This window comes from Staphylococcus sp. TE8 (genome assembly GCF_000692055.1).
In the GTDB taxonomy this organism is placed as follows: Bacteria; Bacillota; Bacilli; order Staphylococcales; family Staphylococcaceae; genus Staphylococcus; species Staphylococcus capitis.
In genome coordinates this window covers 661,589-679,088 of record NZ_JMGB01000002.1, presented here as the reverse complement: position 1 = coordinate 679,088, position 17,500 = coordinate 661,589, and the positions used below count along the sequence as shown (strand labels likewise).

15 protein-coding genes and 1 pseudogene are annotated in these 17,500 nt (G+C 32.0%); 11 read left to right on the top strand and 5 right to left on the bottom strand.

Annotated features, from left to right (window positions below):
• The first annotated feature begins 313 nt into the window (after positions 1–313).
• The 4 genes from CM54_RS09500 (at position 314) to CM54_RS09485 (ending at position 5,013) form a co-directional block, all read left to right on the top strand.
• Positions 314–2,011: an AAA family ATPase gene (locus tag CM54_RS09500; RefSeq protein ID WP_037550771.1), complete on the top strand. Its 1,698-nt coding sequence runs from the start codon at positions 314–316 to the stop codon at positions 2,009–2,011.
• Positions 2,011–3,054 carry a 5-methylcytosine-specific restriction endonuclease system specificity protein McrC gene (gene mcrC / locus CM54_RS09495; RefSeq protein WP_037550769.1) on the top strand — a complete coding sequence of 348 codons (1,044 nt, stop codon included), beginning with the start codon at positions 2,011–2,013 and terminating at the stop codon, positions 3,052–3,054. Before CM54_RS09500 ends, mcrC begins: the two co-directional genes overlap by 1 nt.
• A gap of 201 nt (positions 3,055–3,255) precedes the next feature.
• On the top strand, positions 3,256–4,236 hold the full coding sequence (sph, locus tag CM54_RS09490; protein ID WP_197018904.1) for a sphingomyelin phosphodiesterase: 981 nt from the start codon (positions 3,256–3,258) through the stop codon (positions 4,234–4,236).
• Positions 4,237–4,494: 258 nt separating this feature from the next.
• Complete coding sequence (locus CM54_RS09485; RefSeq protein WP_037550766.1) at positions 4,495–5,013, top strand: dihydrofolate reductase family protein; 519 nt, start codon at positions 4,495–4,497, stop codon at positions 5,011–5,013.
• 264 nt (positions 5,014–5,277) lie between these two features.
• On the opposite strand, the gene CM54_RS09480 is transcribed toward CM54_RS09485, so the two are convergent.
• Together CM54_RS09480 and CM54_RS09475 are read right to left on the bottom strand one after the other, a co-directional pair.
• Positions 5,278–5,772: an isoprenylcysteine carboxyl methyltransferase family protein gene (locus tag CM54_RS09480; protein WP_023350866.1), complete on the bottom strand. Its 495-nt coding sequence runs from the start codon at positions 5,770–5,772 to the stop codon at positions 5,278–5,280.
• Between the two features lie 219 nt (positions 5,773–5,991).
• On the bottom strand, positions 5,992–6,969 hold the full coding sequence (locus CM54_RS09475; protein WP_037550764.1) for a tRNA dihydrouridine synthase: 978 nt from the start codon (positions 6,967–6,969) through the stop codon (positions 5,992–5,994).
• 307 nt (positions 6,970–7,276) lie between these two features.
• Between CM54_RS09475 and CM54_RS09470 the strand changes: the two genes are divergently transcribed.
• The 3 genes and pseudogenes from CM54_RS09470 to CM54_RS09460 all read left to right on the top strand — a co-directional run bounded on the left by CM54_RS09470 (position 7,277) and on the right by CM54_RS09460 (position 10,823).
• The gene (locus CM54_RS09470) at positions 7,277–8,326 is read left to right on the top strand and encodes an ABC transporter permease (protein ID WP_037550761.1); all 1,050 of its coding nucleotides are present in this window, start codon (positions 7,277–7,279) and stop codon (positions 8,324–8,326) included.
• A gap of 12 nt (positions 8,327–8,338) precedes the next feature.
• Positions 8,339–9,000, top strand: a pseudogene (locus CM54_RS09465) (ABC transporter ATP-binding protein).
• A gap of 353 nt (positions 9,001–9,353) precedes the next feature.
• Positions 9,354–10,823, top strand: a complete 1,470-nt coding sequence (locus CM54_RS09460; RefSeq protein ID WP_051600357.1) for a trypsin-like peptidase domain-containing protein — start codon at positions 9,354–9,356, stop codon at positions 10,821–10,823.
• Between the two features lie 146 nt (positions 10,824–10,969).
• On the opposite strand, the gene CM54_RS09455 is transcribed toward CM54_RS09460, so the two are convergent.
• Positions 10,970–11,890: a hypothetical protein gene (locus tag CM54_RS09455; protein ID WP_082243236.1), complete on the bottom strand. Its 921-nt coding sequence runs from the start codon at positions 11,888–11,890 to the stop codon at positions 10,970–10,972.
• A 328-nt stretch (positions 11,891–12,218) separates the two neighbouring features.
• On the opposite strand from CM54_RS09455, the gene CM54_RS12790 reads away from it, so the two are divergent.
• The 4 genes from CM54_RS12790 to CM54_RS09440 all read left to right on the top strand — a co-directional run bounded on the left by CM54_RS12790 (position 12,219) and on the right by CM54_RS09440 (position 15,616).
• A complete protein-coding gene (locus CM54_RS12790) occupies positions 12,219–12,368 on the top strand; it encodes a hypothetical protein (RefSeq protein WP_002454314.1) in 150 nt (49 codons plus the stop codon).
• Between the two features lie 190 nt (positions 12,369–12,558).
• Positions 12,559–13,515 carry a phosphotransferase gene (locus tag CM54_RS09450; RefSeq protein ID WP_037550757.1) on the top strand — a complete coding sequence of 319 codons (957 nt, stop codon included), beginning with the start codon at positions 12,559–12,561 and terminating at the stop codon, positions 13,513–13,515.
• A 15-nt stretch (positions 13,516–13,530) separates the two neighbouring features.
• Positions 13,531–14,409, top strand: coding sequence for a T3SS effector HopA1 family protein (locus CM54_RS09445; protein WP_037550755.1), 879 nt, complete (start codon positions 13,531–13,533; stop codon positions 14,407–14,409).
• Between the two features lie 94 nt (positions 14,410–14,503).
• Positions 14,504–15,616, top strand: a complete 1,113-nt coding sequence (locus CM54_RS09440; RefSeq protein ID WP_037550752.1) for a quinone oxidoreductase family protein — start codon at positions 14,504–14,506, stop codon at positions 15,614–15,616.
• Between the two features lie 68 nt (positions 15,617–15,684).
• On the opposite strand, the gene CM54_RS09435 is transcribed toward CM54_RS09440, so the two are convergent.
• Together CM54_RS09435 and CM54_RS09430 are read right to left on the bottom strand one after the other, a co-directional pair.
• Positions 15,685–16,632, bottom strand: a complete 948-nt coding sequence (locus tag CM54_RS09435) for a S41 family peptidase (RefSeq protein WP_037550750.1) — start codon at positions 16,630–16,632, stop codon at positions 15,685–15,687.
• 166 nt (positions 16,633–16,798) lie between these two features.
• Positions 16,799–17,500: a response regulator transcription factor gene (locus tag CM54_RS09430; protein WP_037551010.1), complete on the bottom strand. Its 702-nt coding sequence runs from the start codon at positions 17,498–17,500 to the stop codon at positions 16,799–16,801.

Sequence of the window (17,500 nt, the reverse complement as noted above, 5' to 3'; positions counted from 1 at the left end):
ATTATATAAAGAATTCGGAGTTTAGAAAAATTACAAAGTTAGAGAAGGTGGAGGCAGAATTGTCTCCGCCTCACTTATACTTAGTAATTTAAAATATTAGTGGTTTATAAAATTTATCATGAAGTTGTTCCTCTTAGATATATGATAATTATAAATTCTTCAATACCTCAATTTTTGAATTTGTAAATTTACAAGTAGTTAGTAAGAATTACTAAAAATTGAAACATTAAATATCTTACTTTAAAACTTACAAGTCACTCAAATAAACCTTTACTATATAATATAGTAATAAAGATAATTGGGGGGACATGTGATGACAGAAAGTATCGATAAAACATGGGTTAATTTTTATAAAGAGTTAGCAGAAAAGTTGGTTCATTACCAAGATAGACGTAAAGAATTAGTTCAATTAGTAAATAACGTTTACAAAACTACAGGGATAAAATTTCCCACTTTAGAAAGCGATAACGTTTTAATTGATATAGATCCTTTTACAATATTTGCTCTATTTAATAAGGCTTCTATGAGAGATATCAACAAAACTAAAATATTAACAGAATTTGCTTCATATTTTGACATTAAATCTGAAGTTCCGACAAGTTTTGATAGTATTCCAACGGTTAATAATCAGAATGCTACATACTATAACTTTAAAGGGTATCGAGATGAGGATGATATTGATAAATTATGGGGATTATTTATCAATGCACTCAATTATGCCAAAAATCCGTCCGGAGACAATAAAGTAAAGTTTATTGAAAGTTTTAATGAGAATATCATTAAATTAGGAAATGGAAATAGCAAACTGACAGGAGGACTATATTGGATAGCTCCAGAAACTTTTGTTAACTTTGATAAACGTTCTACTTGGTATATTTTCGATACATATAAACTCCCTAGAGAACTGATTAAAGCACAACTAAAACCTAATGGAAAATTAACAGGTGAGCATTATTTAGAATTAATAGACATGGTAAAAGCGATTCTGAATAGTGGGGAGACAAGCATTAATAATTTTATAGATTTAAGTTACGAGGCGTGGCGTTATTCTGAAGAAGTAAACAAAGCTAAAAGGAACGGGAATGAATCTTTTATTAATGAAACTACAGATGATGAATATAAAAATGAACCTAAAAATATTAATCAAGAAGCGGATAACGTACCATACGGAAAGCAAGAATTTTTGAATGAAGTTTTCATTAATGAAACAGAATATGACCGATTAGTACAACTTCTTCAAAGAAAGCAAAATGTCATACTACAAGGCCCTCCAGGTGTAGGAAAGACATATGCTGCGAAGCGTCTTGCGTATTCAATGATAGGTAGTAAGAATGATGAACGTATCAAACTAGTTCAATTTCATCAGAGTTATTCATACGAAGACTTTATTATGGGATATCGACCTAATGGTTCAGGGTTCGAACTAACTACTGGCGCTTTTTATGACTTTTGTAAGAAGGCTGAGAATGATCGCGAGAATGCTTACTTCTTTATTATCGATGAAATTAACCGTGGTAATTTGAGTAAAATTTTCGGTGAATTATTTATGCTGATTGAAAATGATAAAAGAGATGAAGAAATAAGACTGCTTTATAAAGATGAACCATTTTCAGTGCCAAGCAATATCTACATTATAGGTATGATGAATACAGCAGATCGTAGTCTAGCTATATTAGATTACGCATTACGAAGACGCTTTGCTTTTTATAATATGCAACCAGCTTTTGATACTACTAAATTTAAAAATTATCTTAAAGCAATGGATAATACTGAATTTGAATTGTTAATCAATTGCATTGAAAATTTAAATAATGAAATCATTCAAGACGATATGCTAGGTAAAGGATTTGTGATTGGTCATAGCTATTTTAGTAATATGAAATCTATAACTAAATTGGAACTTTCTAATGTCGTAGAATTCGAAATTATCCCATTGTTGGATGAATATTGGTTTGATGAACCTTCAAAAGTTGACTTTTGGGCTGAAAAATTAAGGAATGCAATTAAATAATGATTAATATTCAAAATATCTACTATATGCTTTCTTATGCATTCACCGTATTAAATAAAAAAGGTTATCAAAAACTAGCTACAGAGCAGTTTGAAAATATGCTTGATTTATATTCAGCTATACTTATTAAGGGGATATTAAGTCAATTGAAGAGTGGGCTTCATCATGAATATGTAGAGCATAATGATTCTTTAAAAGTTGTCCGAGGGAAAATAAATGTCACAAATTCAATTCGAAATTTAGACATTTTAAATCACCGTATTAATTGTAATTATGATGAATTTTCAATGAATACATATATGAACAAGATTTTAAAGACAACGATGCAAATATTAATAAAAACAGATATTGCTAAGAAGCATAAGAAAGAGATTCGAAATCTATTAATTCATTTTAGTGGGGTTGATACATTAAACCCTAGTGCTATTCAATGGCAACTTCCTTTTAATCGAAATAATCATACATACAAAATGTTGATTTCTATATGTTATTTAATTCATCAAGGTGTAATACAGACTGAAAGTAATGGGAATAAGCAGCTTATGACCTTTGAAGATGAACAGCAAATGGCTCGTCTATATGAAAAATTTATTCTTGAATATTATAAGAAAGAGTTCCCAAAGCTCACTGTCACAGCTTCACATATACCTTGGGCATTAGATAATAATGAGAATGTGAGTCTATTACCTATCATGAAAAGTGATATTATGATCAGCTATAAAAATAAGTGTCTAATCATAGATGCAAAATATTATAAAAACTCACTAAGTAACTACTATGACACACCAAAAATACATTCAGCTAACTTATATCAAATCTTTACGTATGTGAAAAATCATGAATTAAATTTGAAGGATAAAGGTACTAAAGTGTCAGGAATGCTGTTATATGCTAGAACAGACGCAGACTTTGTACCAAATAATACGTTTCATATGAGTGGCAATCAAATAGATGTGAAGACTTTAGATTTAAATAGTGATTTTGCTAGTATTTCACGTCAGTTGAATGAAATAGTACATGAGATCTTTGACTATAATATATGAATGTTGTAGAAGGGGTCGAGGGCTCATTACAAGCATATAAGTATGCTCACTGACACCGTAAGTTCACATCAAGTAATTTGGTTTCCATATTTTTTAATTATTTATTAAAATTTTATTTAATTATAGTAATTTTTAAAAATAACATAATTTCTTTTGTTATACTCATTTCATCAAATGAAATGAGGTGTATCAATGAGGTATTTGAACTGGCAACGCAAATGTTTAATCACTACATTCCTAATTATAAGCAGTTTATTATTAGTATTTTCATCGATTACCTATGCTAATGAAAGTAAGTCTAAAGACAGTCTTAAAATCACAACACATAACGTCTACTTCTTACCTACAGCATTATATCCCAATTGGGGACAATCGCAGCGCGCTGATTTAATTTCAAAAGCTGATTATATACAAGATCAAGACGTCGTTATTTTTAATGAATTATTCGATAAAAAAGCATCCAATCGTCTTTTAACAAATTTACAATCTCAATATCCTTATCAAACGCCTATTGTTGGTAAAGGTACAGACGGTTGGCAACAGACTTCAGGTACTTATAGAAAAGTAAAACCAGTGAGTGGTGGCGTTGGTATTGTAAGTAAATGGCCAATCGTTGAACAAGAACAACATATTTACAAAAAGGGTTGTGGCGCTGATAAAGCAGGCAATAAAGGTTTCGCATACATTAAAATTAATAAAAATGGTAAATACCAACATATAATTGGAACACACCTTCAAGCTGAAGATCCAATTTGTATTAAAGGAAAAGACCAAAAAATCAGACAGAGTCAAATGGATGAAATTAAACAATTTATCAAAGATAAACATATTCCTAAAAATGAACCCGTATATATTGGCGGTGATTTAAATGTCATTAAAGGTTCAGAAGAATATCAACAAATGCCTGATAATTTAAACGTTTCATTGCCTACTCAATTTGAGGGCAACGCCTATAGTTGGGATACACAAAGCAATGGCATTGCTAAATATAACTATCCTAAATTAGAACCTCAACATTTAGACTATATTTTACTAGATCGCGACCATGCGCAACCAAGCTCATGGCATAATGATGTACACAAAGTGAAGTCACCAGAATGGTCTGTAAAATCTTGGGGCAAGACATATAAATATAATGACTATTCAGACCATTATCCACTTTCTGCATATGCATCAAATTAGTATTGCTATGTATTTGAATATTAATACTTAAAATAGGAGCTCTATGGAAATCACAATTTAAAATTGATTTCTCATATAGCTCTTTTTTTAAATTACCAATGCATGAGTATGGACCCTCTTAAAGTAACTTTACAAAGGAATTATAAACCAAACATGCTAATATGTATGAAGTAAATAATAAATGTAATTGTATGATTGTGAGGACGCTCAAATTTAGATTGAGCAACTTATATATAATAAAAAAAGGGGAGTTTTATTATGACGAGAGAGGTATGTGCGTATCTAGCTGTCTCGGTGGACGGTTTTATAGCTGATAAAGATGAATCAGTTCAGTTTCTAGAGGAGGTTAAAGGCGAAGGGGATAATGGCTATTCAGATTTTTATAATAGCGTAGATGTTGTAGTAATGGGTGGACGTACCTTTAGATGGTTAATTGATAATGGTGTTAAAGAAAATCCGTATCAAGGTAAGAAGGTAGTAGTAATCTCATCAAAAGTCACAGATATTGATTGGGATATTGAATTCTATAGTGGTGACTTAGACGAACTTTTTAATAGATTTAATAATAATGAAAAAATATGGATTGTTGGTGGAGGTGAGTTGATTTCAACTTTAATTAATTTGAAGATCATAACATCGTTAAAGTTGACCATAGCACCAACAATACTTACCCAAGGTGTTGAGTTATTCAATTCAATAGATGAGAGAGTAAAACTCCACTTACGTGATGTTACAAAATATAATCAATTTGTCGAGTTAGATTATGAAATTATTTAAGAAAACAAGGATGTAAATGATTAAATCTGCTTAAATATAATAGACATGATTAACATAAAGGTAAGTGTGACGGTTGTCTGAAGTAAGACAAACAGTAATGTTAAATTATCTTTTTGATATCAATTGGTTACTTTTACTTCGATTAAACAACTTAGTAAAATTCTTCCTTCACATATCTACTAAACATGTTAAAAGCCTATAATTACGGATGAGTACGTTACATTTAAACGCGTTATTCATTTCCGTGATTACAAGCTTTTCATTTTATATATTCATTAATTTCTCTTCTTGTTTAATACGCACAAATAGGAAATATGCATAAGGTATTAGTAATACCGTTGTATAAGTTGCGTGAGTTAATAATAACACCCCGATCAACTCTGGAATGATATTTAAGAAGTAATTTGGGTGCTTCGTCACTTTATATAATCCCGATTTAATAATAGGGTGATTTGGTAAAATGAATAATTTCAACGTCCAAATACCACCTAAAGTTTTGATAACTATAAATAACATGATGTAAGCAAAAATTAATATCATTAAACCGATGCTATTTACTAAACTCAAAGTATCTTTGTTTATAAATGCTTCTACACCCGCACAAACGTAGATTAAAATATGTGTGATTGCTAGAAATTTTGAATTTTTAACGCCATACTCGATAGCGCCATCTGTTATTAATTGTTGTGAATGATTAATAGATATTTTTAAACTAATTAATCTGATGCAGAAAAAGATAAGTAAAATAGTTAAAATCATGATGTCCTCCGTCTTTTTATAATATGTATAAACCTTAAATGGATAACATACAGTATTTTATAAAGGAAACGCATTAAATACTATTAACTATTTATTAATTTTAGAACAATGACATTATTTAATTTTTAGTTTAATCATTAGAAGTCAATCATTCCTAAAGTAATCTATTAATAAACATCCCCTTGTTAACCGTGTGATTAACAAGGGGATAAGTGTGTTTTAAGCTTCTGTATTATTTCTTTTAGCTTCAAATTCATCAAGCAGTTCACGTGCTTCGTCTATCGTTTCTGTACTCATCAACTTATGGCGCAATTGACTCGCGCCTTTAATGCCACGAATGTAGATTTTAAAGAATCTGCGTAATGCTTTAAACTGTTGAGTTTCCTCATTTGAATACTTTTCATACAATGATAAATGTAATCTAAACAAGTCTAATAGTTCTTCACTTGTATGTTCACGTGGCTCTTTCTCAAATGCAAAGGGATTATGGAAGATGCCGCGACCGATCATTACACCATCAACACCATATTTATTAGCAAGTTCAAGACCTTTCTGTCTATCTGGAATATCACCATTAATCGTTAATAAAGTATGTGGTGCAATCTCGTCACGCATTGTTTTAATAGCTTCAATCAATTCCCAATGTGCATCTACCTTACTCATTTCTCTACGTGTACGGAGGTGGATGGATAGGTTAGCGATGTCTTGTTCAAAGACGTGTTTGAGCCAATCTTTCCACTCATCTATTTCGTAATAACCAAGGCGTGTTTTAACACTTACCGGTAGTCCACCATCTTTAGTGGCTTGAATAATTTCAGCCGCTCTTTCGGGACGTAGAATAAGGCCAGATCCTTTACCTTTCTTCGCAACATTTGCAACAGGGCAGCCCATATTTAAATCAATCCCTTTGAAACCCATCTCCTTTAAACCAATACTCATTTTTCGGAATTGCTCAGGCTTATCTCCCCATATATGAGCGACCATAGGTTGTTCATCTTCACTAAACGTTAGACGACCACGAACACTGTGTATACCTTCAGGATGACAATAACTCTCAGTATTTGTAAATTCAGTGAAAAACACATCCGGTCTAGCAGCTTCACTCACAACATGACGAAAGACAATATCCGTCACGTCTTCCATTGGTGCCAAAATAAAAAATGGACGTGGTAATTCACTCCAAAAATTTTCTTTCATAATATATTTAAACCTTCTTAATTATTAGTATCTCGCACATTTATGCATGATGATATTACCATAAAAAGTGAACTTACACAAAATGAATTTTAATAGCTATCATTTCTGAAAAGGAAGTCTACGAGTAGTCTAAAATAAATAAAAGTATGATTATTTTCATCTAAAATAGTTACAAACGTTATGGCGCTTAACTTTCTAGATTTAGTTGTATGATTTCTGCCCGCAAATTCTCAGAAGTACATGTATTATCTTCCATAGTTTAATAACTGCTATACTAAATTAATAATACAGACAAAGGAGGTATTATATGTTTCTTGCATGGAATGAAATTAAACGCAATAAGCTAAAGTTTGGCCTGATTATCGGTATTTTAGTTCTTATAAGTTATTTACTCTTCTTACTTTCAGGTTTAGCTAATGGTTTAATTAACATGAATACAGAAGGAATTAAAAAGTGGAAAGCGGATGCTATAGTTTTAAATAAAGATGCGAATCAAACCGTGCAACAATCCATTTTCGAAACATCTAAATCGAACGATAAATTTAAAGAGACCTCCACATTAAAACAAATGGGTGTTATCGCCTCTAATGGTGATAGTGAAGAGAATGCACTACTCTTTGGGATTAAAGCAGATTCATTTTTAATGCCGAAAATAGTTAAAGGTAAAAAATTTGCTAAAGACAATGAAGTCGTTATTGATCAGACACTCAAAGATAAAGGATTTAAAGTAGGAGATAAGATTAAATTATCTCAATCCGATGAAAAATTACGCATCGTAGGTGTCTCAGAAAGTGCTAAATATAATGCTTCACCTGTTATTTTCACTAATAATAAAACGATGCAAAAAATCAATCCAACGTTAACTACAGATAAAACCAATGCAATAGTAGTGCGAGATAAACACTGGAAAGATAAAAAAGTAGACAAAGATCTTGAAGTGGTAGGTATTAATAAATTTATTGAAGATTTACCTGGATATAAACCACAAAATCTAACAATGAACTTTATGATTACATTCTTATTTATCATTTCAGCAACAGTGATTGGCGTATTCTTGTATGTTATAACATTGCAGAAGAAAAACTTATTCGGTGTTTTGAAAGCACAGGGCTTCACTAATGGCTACTTAATGAAGATGGTTTTATCACAAACATTTATCCTAGCATTGATTGGTACATTGATAGGTCTTGTACTTACTATCCTCACAGGATTTGTCCTACCAGAAGCGGTACCGGTTGAATTTAATATTGTGACGCTCATAGTGTTTGGGGTTGTTTTAATATTAACGTCCTTGATTGGCAGCTTATTCTCGGTATTATCTATTAGAAAAATTGACCCACTCAAAGCAATTGAATAAGGAGGTGCTACAATGTTGAAGTTTGATCAAGTATCGAAAGAATTTAAAGATGGTAACCAAATGATTGAAGCTGTTAAATCCACATCTTTGACCTTTGATAAAGGCGAATTAATAGCTATTGTAGGGCCTTCTGGTTCCGGGAAAAGTACATTCCTAACAATGGCTGCGCACTACAAACGCCTACACGCGGGGAAATATACATTAATGATAATAAAATTTCACAATTGAGTCAGAAACAACTTGCTAAGATGAGAATGAAAGAAATTGGTTTTATTTTACAATCTACAAATCTAGTGCCATTTCTAATTATCAAACAGCAATTTCGTTTATTGAAAAATTATAAAAAAGAAGTTTTAAGCACTGACGAATTTGAAAAATTATTAAATGATTTAGGATTGAAAGAAATCGAAAATAAATTACCATCTGAAGTCTCAGGGGGACAAAAGCAGCGTGTGGCAATAGCTAAAGCAATCTATACCCAACCGTCTATTATTTTAGCGGATGAACCAACAGCTTCGTTGGATACAGAAAATGCGATGGCAGTAATGAGAATTCTTAAAGAACAATCTAAACAACGTCATAAAACATGTATCATTGTGACGCACGATGAACGTTTAACAAAATTCTGTGATAAAACGTATCATATGGAAGATGGCTATTTAAAAGAAAAGTAGTAGAATAGCGAAATATAAAAATTATAATGATAACGAGTAAAAATTATCGGTTTAGTACACACCTCATCATTTTAGAACAAAATCTAGATGATGAGGTTTTCTGTTTTAGTTCTCTGGATCAGTGGTGATTATAAATATCATTGCTTATATAACACTATTTTATAATTAATTTCAATTCTATTTTAAACTGTAAAAAACTTTATTGATAATCAATTGTTTATATTGTGCAAAACTCACTCATGCATTATAGTTAAAATACATATAAAAAATATACTTATTTCGATAAGAAAGTGGGGACATGCACAGTGTATAGAGGGGAATTATTGGGAAAATTCATTTACACTTCAATTGTGATGCTAGTTATTTTTAGTCTCTCTGCGTTATTACATTTCAACGAGGCAGATGCTGCTACTAAAGGTAATACTGTGATCGTAAAAGAGACACCTAAACACCAAGTAGCTAAACAGTATACAAATCAAACACCTAAAACTAAAAATGGCATTCAACCAACACAAATAACTCATAAAAGTAATCAGCCTACTAGAACGACAAAATATACAAAGCCAACAAAACAAACAACAACACAGTATGTTAAACGTACGAAACCATCTTCGACTCATGTAGTAACAAACAATCTTCACAAACAAAGTACTACTAAACATGTGGGAAAGTCTTATTCAAAGCAAACGACTCAACCAAAACAACGTAAAACACTTAAACACACAATTATTCATCACAAAGTTTCACCAACTAAAGTTAAACCTCAAAAGACAACGAAAGCTATCAAACCGGGTAACAAGAAACCTCATTGGTTATCAACAGCAACTAAAACGAAAAAGACACCATCAACTTCAAAAGTTACTAAAACGACATCGAAGCGCACTTCCTCAACTGTAACAAAAAAGAAATCCACAAAACCGAGTGTCAAAACTTCAATCAAAACAACAACTAAGTCAAAAGCAAAACCAACCTCAACAGTAAAAGTAAAATCAAAATCAACGTATTCACAACCTAAAAAGAATTACTACAATAAACCACCTAAACGTTGGCCATCCAATGTACCAGGTGGGGATAACGTGCGTGATTTCGGTCAAACGACAAAAGAATCAGGCATTGATGATGCTCTAAAAATCATGAAGAAATCGGGTAATAAGGGCGTTACAATCGAACATACTAAAGCGAAAGACGCTAATATCGCAACGGTATTTAATTGGAATCCAACGGCTAAACAATTAACTTACGGTACGGGTACAGCAATTGGCAGACATACGATTTTAACTGCGAATCATGTAGTAAATGATCAACGTGCACACAAACCGTTAACACCTGCACAACCTGAGAACATGAGAATCAATTTATTACAAGAAGGTTCCAAAGTAGTTCGTTCGCTTCAAGTATTTGGCGTTCAAATGTTGCAATACGGAGATGTCGCATTGGTTTATACATATGAAGACATTTCTAAATATATGAAAATACGTAAGATTGCATCAGAAAGTACCATTAAATCAATGAAAGCTAATACGCCAATTCATATGTATCACTATGGTACGCCATATGGAAAATATAAAAATGATCCAGCTGGTACGATGTATCATTCTAAAGGTAAATATTCCATGACTGCACGAAATGTAAATCCTATCGGCTACTATCAAATGATGGCTGAACCCGGTTCATCTGGTGGAGCTGTTTTAAATAGCAAAAACGAAATTATCGGTGTTCACGCTTTTAGAGTGGATGCTGGAGATTATAAGAAATACCATTTAAACACAATGGCAGAAATTAGAGGTAAATTACGTAAGGAAATTATAGATAATATCGTGTAATGTTAAGAGGTTAGGGAAATTTTTTCACAACTCACACTAATCAATAAGTCTTTAGTAGATAATTAATCACTTAAAACAAACTAGATAAATATAAAGAGCGTTCTCAAAAATTTTTGAGAACGCTCTATTAATTATATAAATTTATTTTAGTCTCTGCTAACTGATTCGGGTTTTTCAACACTATTTTGTTGGTCGTTATTTTGGTTGTTATCAGTATCTTGAGAAGCGTTGTCAGTTTGCTGTTGCTGATCTTGTGTATCGTCATCTTGACTTTGTTCTACCGATTGATTTTGTTCTTGTTCACTATTTTGAGCAGCTTCGGTTTCTGATGTGCCTTCCTTACTTTGACTACTATCATCATTATTCGATTCTTGTTGTGATTGATCTTCGCTAGTTTGTTTCTGTTGGTTATTTTCATTTTGCGATTGTTGCGCATTTTGATCATTGTAATTTGGATGGCTTAAATCTTTACCAAATGCTTTTCTATTATTACTGTCTGGTCCTTTATATGACGAACTTTCATTAGCATGTTGAATATGTCTTTCTCTGTCTGCTTTAGTTCTTCTATCTATATAACCATTAACATGACCTGTCTGCTTATTAACAGTAGTAGCAGCCTTCATTGGATAGCCAGTGGCATCATGTGCTGTAAAGGTAATGTAGTATTCTTTACTATTAGATTGGTTTGGATCAACTTTGTAATCATCATTAGTTGCTGAATATTTAAAGTGCTCTTTAGCATTTTGAATCGCTTCATCTTCTGAAATAGTCCCATGATTTGTTTGATTATCAGAATTAGTCTCGTTATTGTTTCCTTCATTGCCTGGATTTGAAGCATCATTATTTTCGGAACCATTTGCTTGTCTTTGATTAGCTTGATTTGTTTGGTTATCTACCTTGGTATCTTTATTACTCTGCTTGTCTTTAGACTGACTTGAACTATGTTCACTACTTTCTTCATTATTCTTTTTACCTTCACCTTGATTATCGTCTGTACCGATATTGAGTGAACATGCCCCTAGTAAGAACGTACTTAATAATACAGTCCCTAATAATTGCTTTTTCATAATCATCCCTCCATTTATACATCGTACAATATTTTTAAATTATTGTTAATATTACGCTGTTTTATATATTTATTATCTTTTTTATATTTTGAATGATTTGAGTTCCTTCTAACGTAGCAGTCTTGAGTTTTTGAAAATTGATTTCACGATAAACTTACTTAATTTTTATTAAACATTAATATTATCTTTATACTAGTGACAATTTTATTATTTTATTTATTAAGATATTAATAATTTTAATGTAAATTTACATATAAAAATTGAATTTACTCTTTTTCAGAATTATAATGAAAGCGGTTGCTACCCTATAACATCAGGAGGAATCGATATGGAAAATATTTTAATCAACGGATATAGTCACTATACATCATCAAATAATATTCAACGAAGTGCAATTGAAGAAAGAGATTTAGGTGATGGTCGTACATCATCAATTTCTGCGTCCGTTTCTTATACAGTTACTTGGAGTGCAGCTTAACGCAGTTAATCATCAATAATGTTAAATTAAATGACTAAGATTATAGGGTAGTAACTTTTTAATATAAATAAAGAAATGGCTATGTGAGATATTAATATCTAATTCATAACGCCAAACATTACATAAATCATACCTTACACATTTTAAAAATAAAAAATGTAATTTACATGAAAGAAGCTTAGAAATTTTAATGCAAAAAGTTAAAGAAGGTCGTAATATCATCAGTCTTGAAGAAGATGGAACAACTCAATATTTACATAAAGTAATTAAAGGACCTAAAGTTGATGCGCTCAGAAGATACAATAATTGCTTGAAATGGGAAAACTTACGCACAGATACTATTCGATTGAAGTCTCCAAAGTTGATTGACTATGATGAAGACAGTTTATCGCTTAAATATCAATGGATTGAAAATGCGACATCGTTAGAAGAAGAATTAGAACAACCATCCCCAAATTTTAAACACAAAATCGCAAAAGCTGCAGATATGTTAGCGATATTACATTTATCCGATATCAATGATGTGAATATAGATTCAGAAGATCAGTTACCGCAGCGTGAATCGTTGTTATATGCATTAAATAAATATGAATATGCCGGCTGTACGGGAGCAGAACTAGAGTTGTTTAGTTTATTGCAACAAGACTCAGAACTCGTAGAAACGATAATGCAGCAATCTCATGATAATGACGTCTGTATTTGTCATGGTGATATTCGTTTGGATCAGTTTATATTTACGGATGAGGACATTTGGATTATAGACTTTGAAGAATTACGTAAAGGGGATCCAAGTAGAGATTTAGCGGGACTAATTGGTTCTATTTATTTTGATTGCTTATTAAAAACTTTTACCGAAACGACTCAAGAAACTTCAGATGCTAAGGAGATAGAAGATCAGTTTATGGAACGAGGTCTTAATTACATTGAACAAATGAGACCTTTAATTCAATTAGCTTATCAAACATATGTATCTAAGAAAATGATTAATACCATACATCTTGCTCGAAATATTGGATGGTTTCTCGTGGAAAGAATCATGAGCAGAGCTAAATTTTCATTTCGTTTAACTGCCATAGATAAAGCGATACTTGGGATAGGTAGAGAAGTAATAGTGTTTCCAGAAAATCTAATAGAACTATTTGAATAAATTGGAGGACGTACTATGACAGAAAAAGTGAATACGTTAGAAGATTTAGCACATAAAATAGAATTAGAAACGGATTTAAACAAAGTTAAAATAGATAACGAAACATATGATGACGTCCTTGAAAATCAAAAAAGTAAGTTAAAACAGTGGTTATATTCGATGTTACATACTGGAAATTTGAACAATCAAGTCAAACAATCATCAAAAACATTTAATGATTTAAACCAACAAATTGCCAGTAGTATTAAAGATCCTGGGATTCGAGTAGAGACGAGTACACAAAACTTTAACGGTCAAACCTACCATGTTACTCAAGGGATTCGAATCAAAGAAGAAGTAAATGAAGGTAATAGTATTGTTGTGCCTTGTTCTAGACCTAATTTGACGCCTGGATTTTTCATGTTCGTACATACAAACAATGGTGTACATATTAATAAGGTTACACGTCATTATATTTATGCAGACACGCCTCAATATGCTATAGAGTTATGGAGTAAATGTGTAAATGAGTTAGTTGAAAAGAGCGTGAGCTTTTCTGCTAAAATTTTATCTTCCTCTGATAGTTACCCAAGAAATGACGCACTCGTGTTTTACAGTAGCGAAGATAAAGACAAAGTTGAAAAAGTATTAATTGAACATGTTAAAAAGGCTCCTATAAAGATTAAAAAAGGCTCTCAACTTGCGAGTCAATTAACATACAACCTCTTTACAGCTGAAGAACCTATTCAAACTAATGGTATTCAACAGAGCTTTGGTGAACATCGTTGTAGTGCTATAGCCGACGCCATTCAAGACTACTTTATTACAGGTGCCTCCTTCAAATTATTACTAAAGCAAAGATTTATTGCGAATCAGATAGATACTAAGGATGTGTCTAAAAATGTAGTGAAGTGAACATAGATTTAAGGCGCGTGCGCTACATTATGAAAATGCTCTATCCAAAAGTTTTAAAAGTGTGTGACTTATACTGATAGGAGTGACTCAGCTTATGAAAGTTTTAGCTTTAATTAATACAAATTTAGTATCAGAAGAAGATGTAACGATGTTACCTGATGTAAGTATTGCAGGAACACCCATTCATTGTGGTTTGATTGAATTAGAACGACCAAGTTTTAACGAAGATGCATCAGAGAACGAACATTTCGTGTTAGTAAAAGTTGATGCGTTTTCTTGTAATTACAGAGATAAAGCCATTATTTTAAAAGCCGCTTTAAAAATGCAAGAAGATGTAAATTCTCAAGCTCCACCATTCGATTACTTTGGGTCTGACTTTGTAGGGAGAATTGTAGCTAAAGGATATTCTGTTGATGAATTTGAAATTGGACAACGTGTGATACCCAACTGTGCGTATCCCGACCCTCCTTTTCCAGGTGTGGCACCTGGAGCAGTCACAAACGAAGCTTCAAAAGGATGGCTCAGATTACATAAATCAAAGCTTATCAAAATACCAGAACATATGAATAACGCAGTTGCAGCAGGCTTCTCAATAGGTAGTCAAACTTCAACAAGCATGGTAAGACGCGTAAATCTTAAGCAGAATGAACGTGCACTAGTACTGAGCGGTCGCTCTAATACGTCTATGTTTATTATTAATAACTTAATCAGTAAAGGAATCGATACGACAATATTAACTACATCGGAATGGACGCCTGAAGAACAAGCACTCCTTCGGCCAGCTAAATTACATAAAGTAGATAGGAACATGCAGAAGTGGGAAGAATACTTAGGTGAATTTGACGTCATATTTGATCCTTATTTTGATTTACATTTAGAAAAAGCAGTGAATCAAATGAAAGTAGGCGGACGCTATATTACATGTGGTTATAAAAACCAACATCCCGACTTTTCTGAAAATGAAGATGAAAAAACACCTAACCATCTGAAAAATATTCTGTTAAAAGTTATGCTTAATAATCTTTCATTGATAGGTAATTGTATCGGAACTTGGGAAGACTTAGAAAAAGGTATTTCAGATTATAATGAAAATGAGTTTATTGTTCCAATCGATAGAAGCTACTCTATAGAGGAAGGTAGTGCATTTGTTGACCGTACCTATAACACACGAGGACGTCTAGGCAAAGCAATCATGTTATATGATTAAAGTAAAAGATTAAAAATAGCTAGATGAATGAGACGGTGTAATCTCTTATCTAGCTATTTTAATTCAATTTAATGAGATTGTTGTTTTAACCACTTCATGGCATCTTGTTTAGGTTCGTTTGTTTTAGAATCTGGTTGAATCGGATTATTTTCATATACATGTCCTGTATTATCTTTAATTTTATGTGTAGTTAAATTCATTATGGCATTATCATACAATTTAATTGATGTATTAGATGAAGTATATCCTGCAGTATTTTGACCAAAATATTTAACTTTTTTATTCCCTCTAAATGATAAAGCTGTAATTTCACCGGAACTGGCTGTTTTATTATTAAGTAATATTGCTATAGGAACGTCATTAACTTTTTTAGAGTGTTTAAGCTTCACTGGTGTTCCACCATTTTCGGTTTCGCTACCATCTAATTTAACACTAGCCTTATTATTATCTTTATCGAGAAAGGTCATTAACTTTCCATTTTTAATTAAGGATGATACCCCTGCAATCATAGGTCCCATATCTCCACCAGTGTTATTTCTCAAATCTAAAATGACGCCATCATATTTTTTCTTCTGTAAAGCGTGATTAACGATATTAGCATAGTGTTTACCTTCCTTTTGTTTTCCTGTAAATTCGGGCAACTTAATAGTTAATTTAGAGTGATTGAGAGAAGTTTTAGGGTAAGTTACATTATTACTTGAGTTGTGATTGTTATTTTCTTTTTCTAAAAACGAATGTTTTCTCCCAGCTACTCTTAGAGCTTCCTCTATGTATGGGTGTGTCTCTTTGTAGGATTTGGCATGTTTAGTGTTCTTTAGTACTTTTGATTTAGTTTCCTCCCATTTTTCACCTTTAGCATAGAGACCTTGCAATTCCATTTGATCGATGGCATTTTTAGCATAAGCTTTGGGTGAAGGTGGTATGAGATAAAAGTTAAATAGCGGGCCTATTTTAATTACACTAAATAATAAGAAGACAATAACTAGAGGTATGCTTATCCAAAGTAATTTTTTCATTAGTAATTTAATCCTTTCTATAAGATCCCAAAAGACAACATCACATTATCATTTTTTATAAAAAATGTATAATGTTAATAGTATATTTATCATAAAAAACGCCACAATCCTCTTCAACAAAGAATGTGGCGTTTACATTGTTATTAATTTATACAAAGCTTTAATATCACTCCAAATGTTGCATTTGATAACCTATTCTTGGATGGGTGATAATGAGTTTTTTCATACTACCTTCATATGTTGCATCACTGTTATTAAGCTTCTTCCGCAGTGAAGCCATATGTACTCGTAATGACGACATGTCGCACTTATTAACGTATCCAAATAGTGCTTTTAATAAAACCTGATATGTTAATACCTTACCAACGTGCTGACTTAAAATTTCTAATAATTGGAATTCATAAGGTGTTAGGTGAATAGCCTGTCCCATCATATAAACAGAATTACCGCTGAAATCAATGATTAACGGGCCGTTCTCAAAGTTATTTTGCATCGCGTCAGGCCGTTTCGAAACGCGAAGTGCAACCCTGATACGTGCTTGTAATTCATCAATATTAAAGGGTTTAGTCATATAATCATTCGCCCCGTAGTCTAACGCTTTTACAATAGTTTCCTCTTCTGTTCGCGCACTGATAACGATAATAGGGGTGTCCACACATTCTCTTAATCGTTTAATTAAAGAAAGCCCATCAATATCTGGCAAACCTAAATCAAGTAATATAATATCTGGATGTTCTGTTCTAATGCGGAAGTCCGCTTCTCTACCTGTTTTCGCTTTAATAACTTTATAGTAACTCATAGTTAATGCTACATCGATTAAATGTAAAATTGCTTCATCATCTTCAACAACTAAAAGTGTAGATTTCAT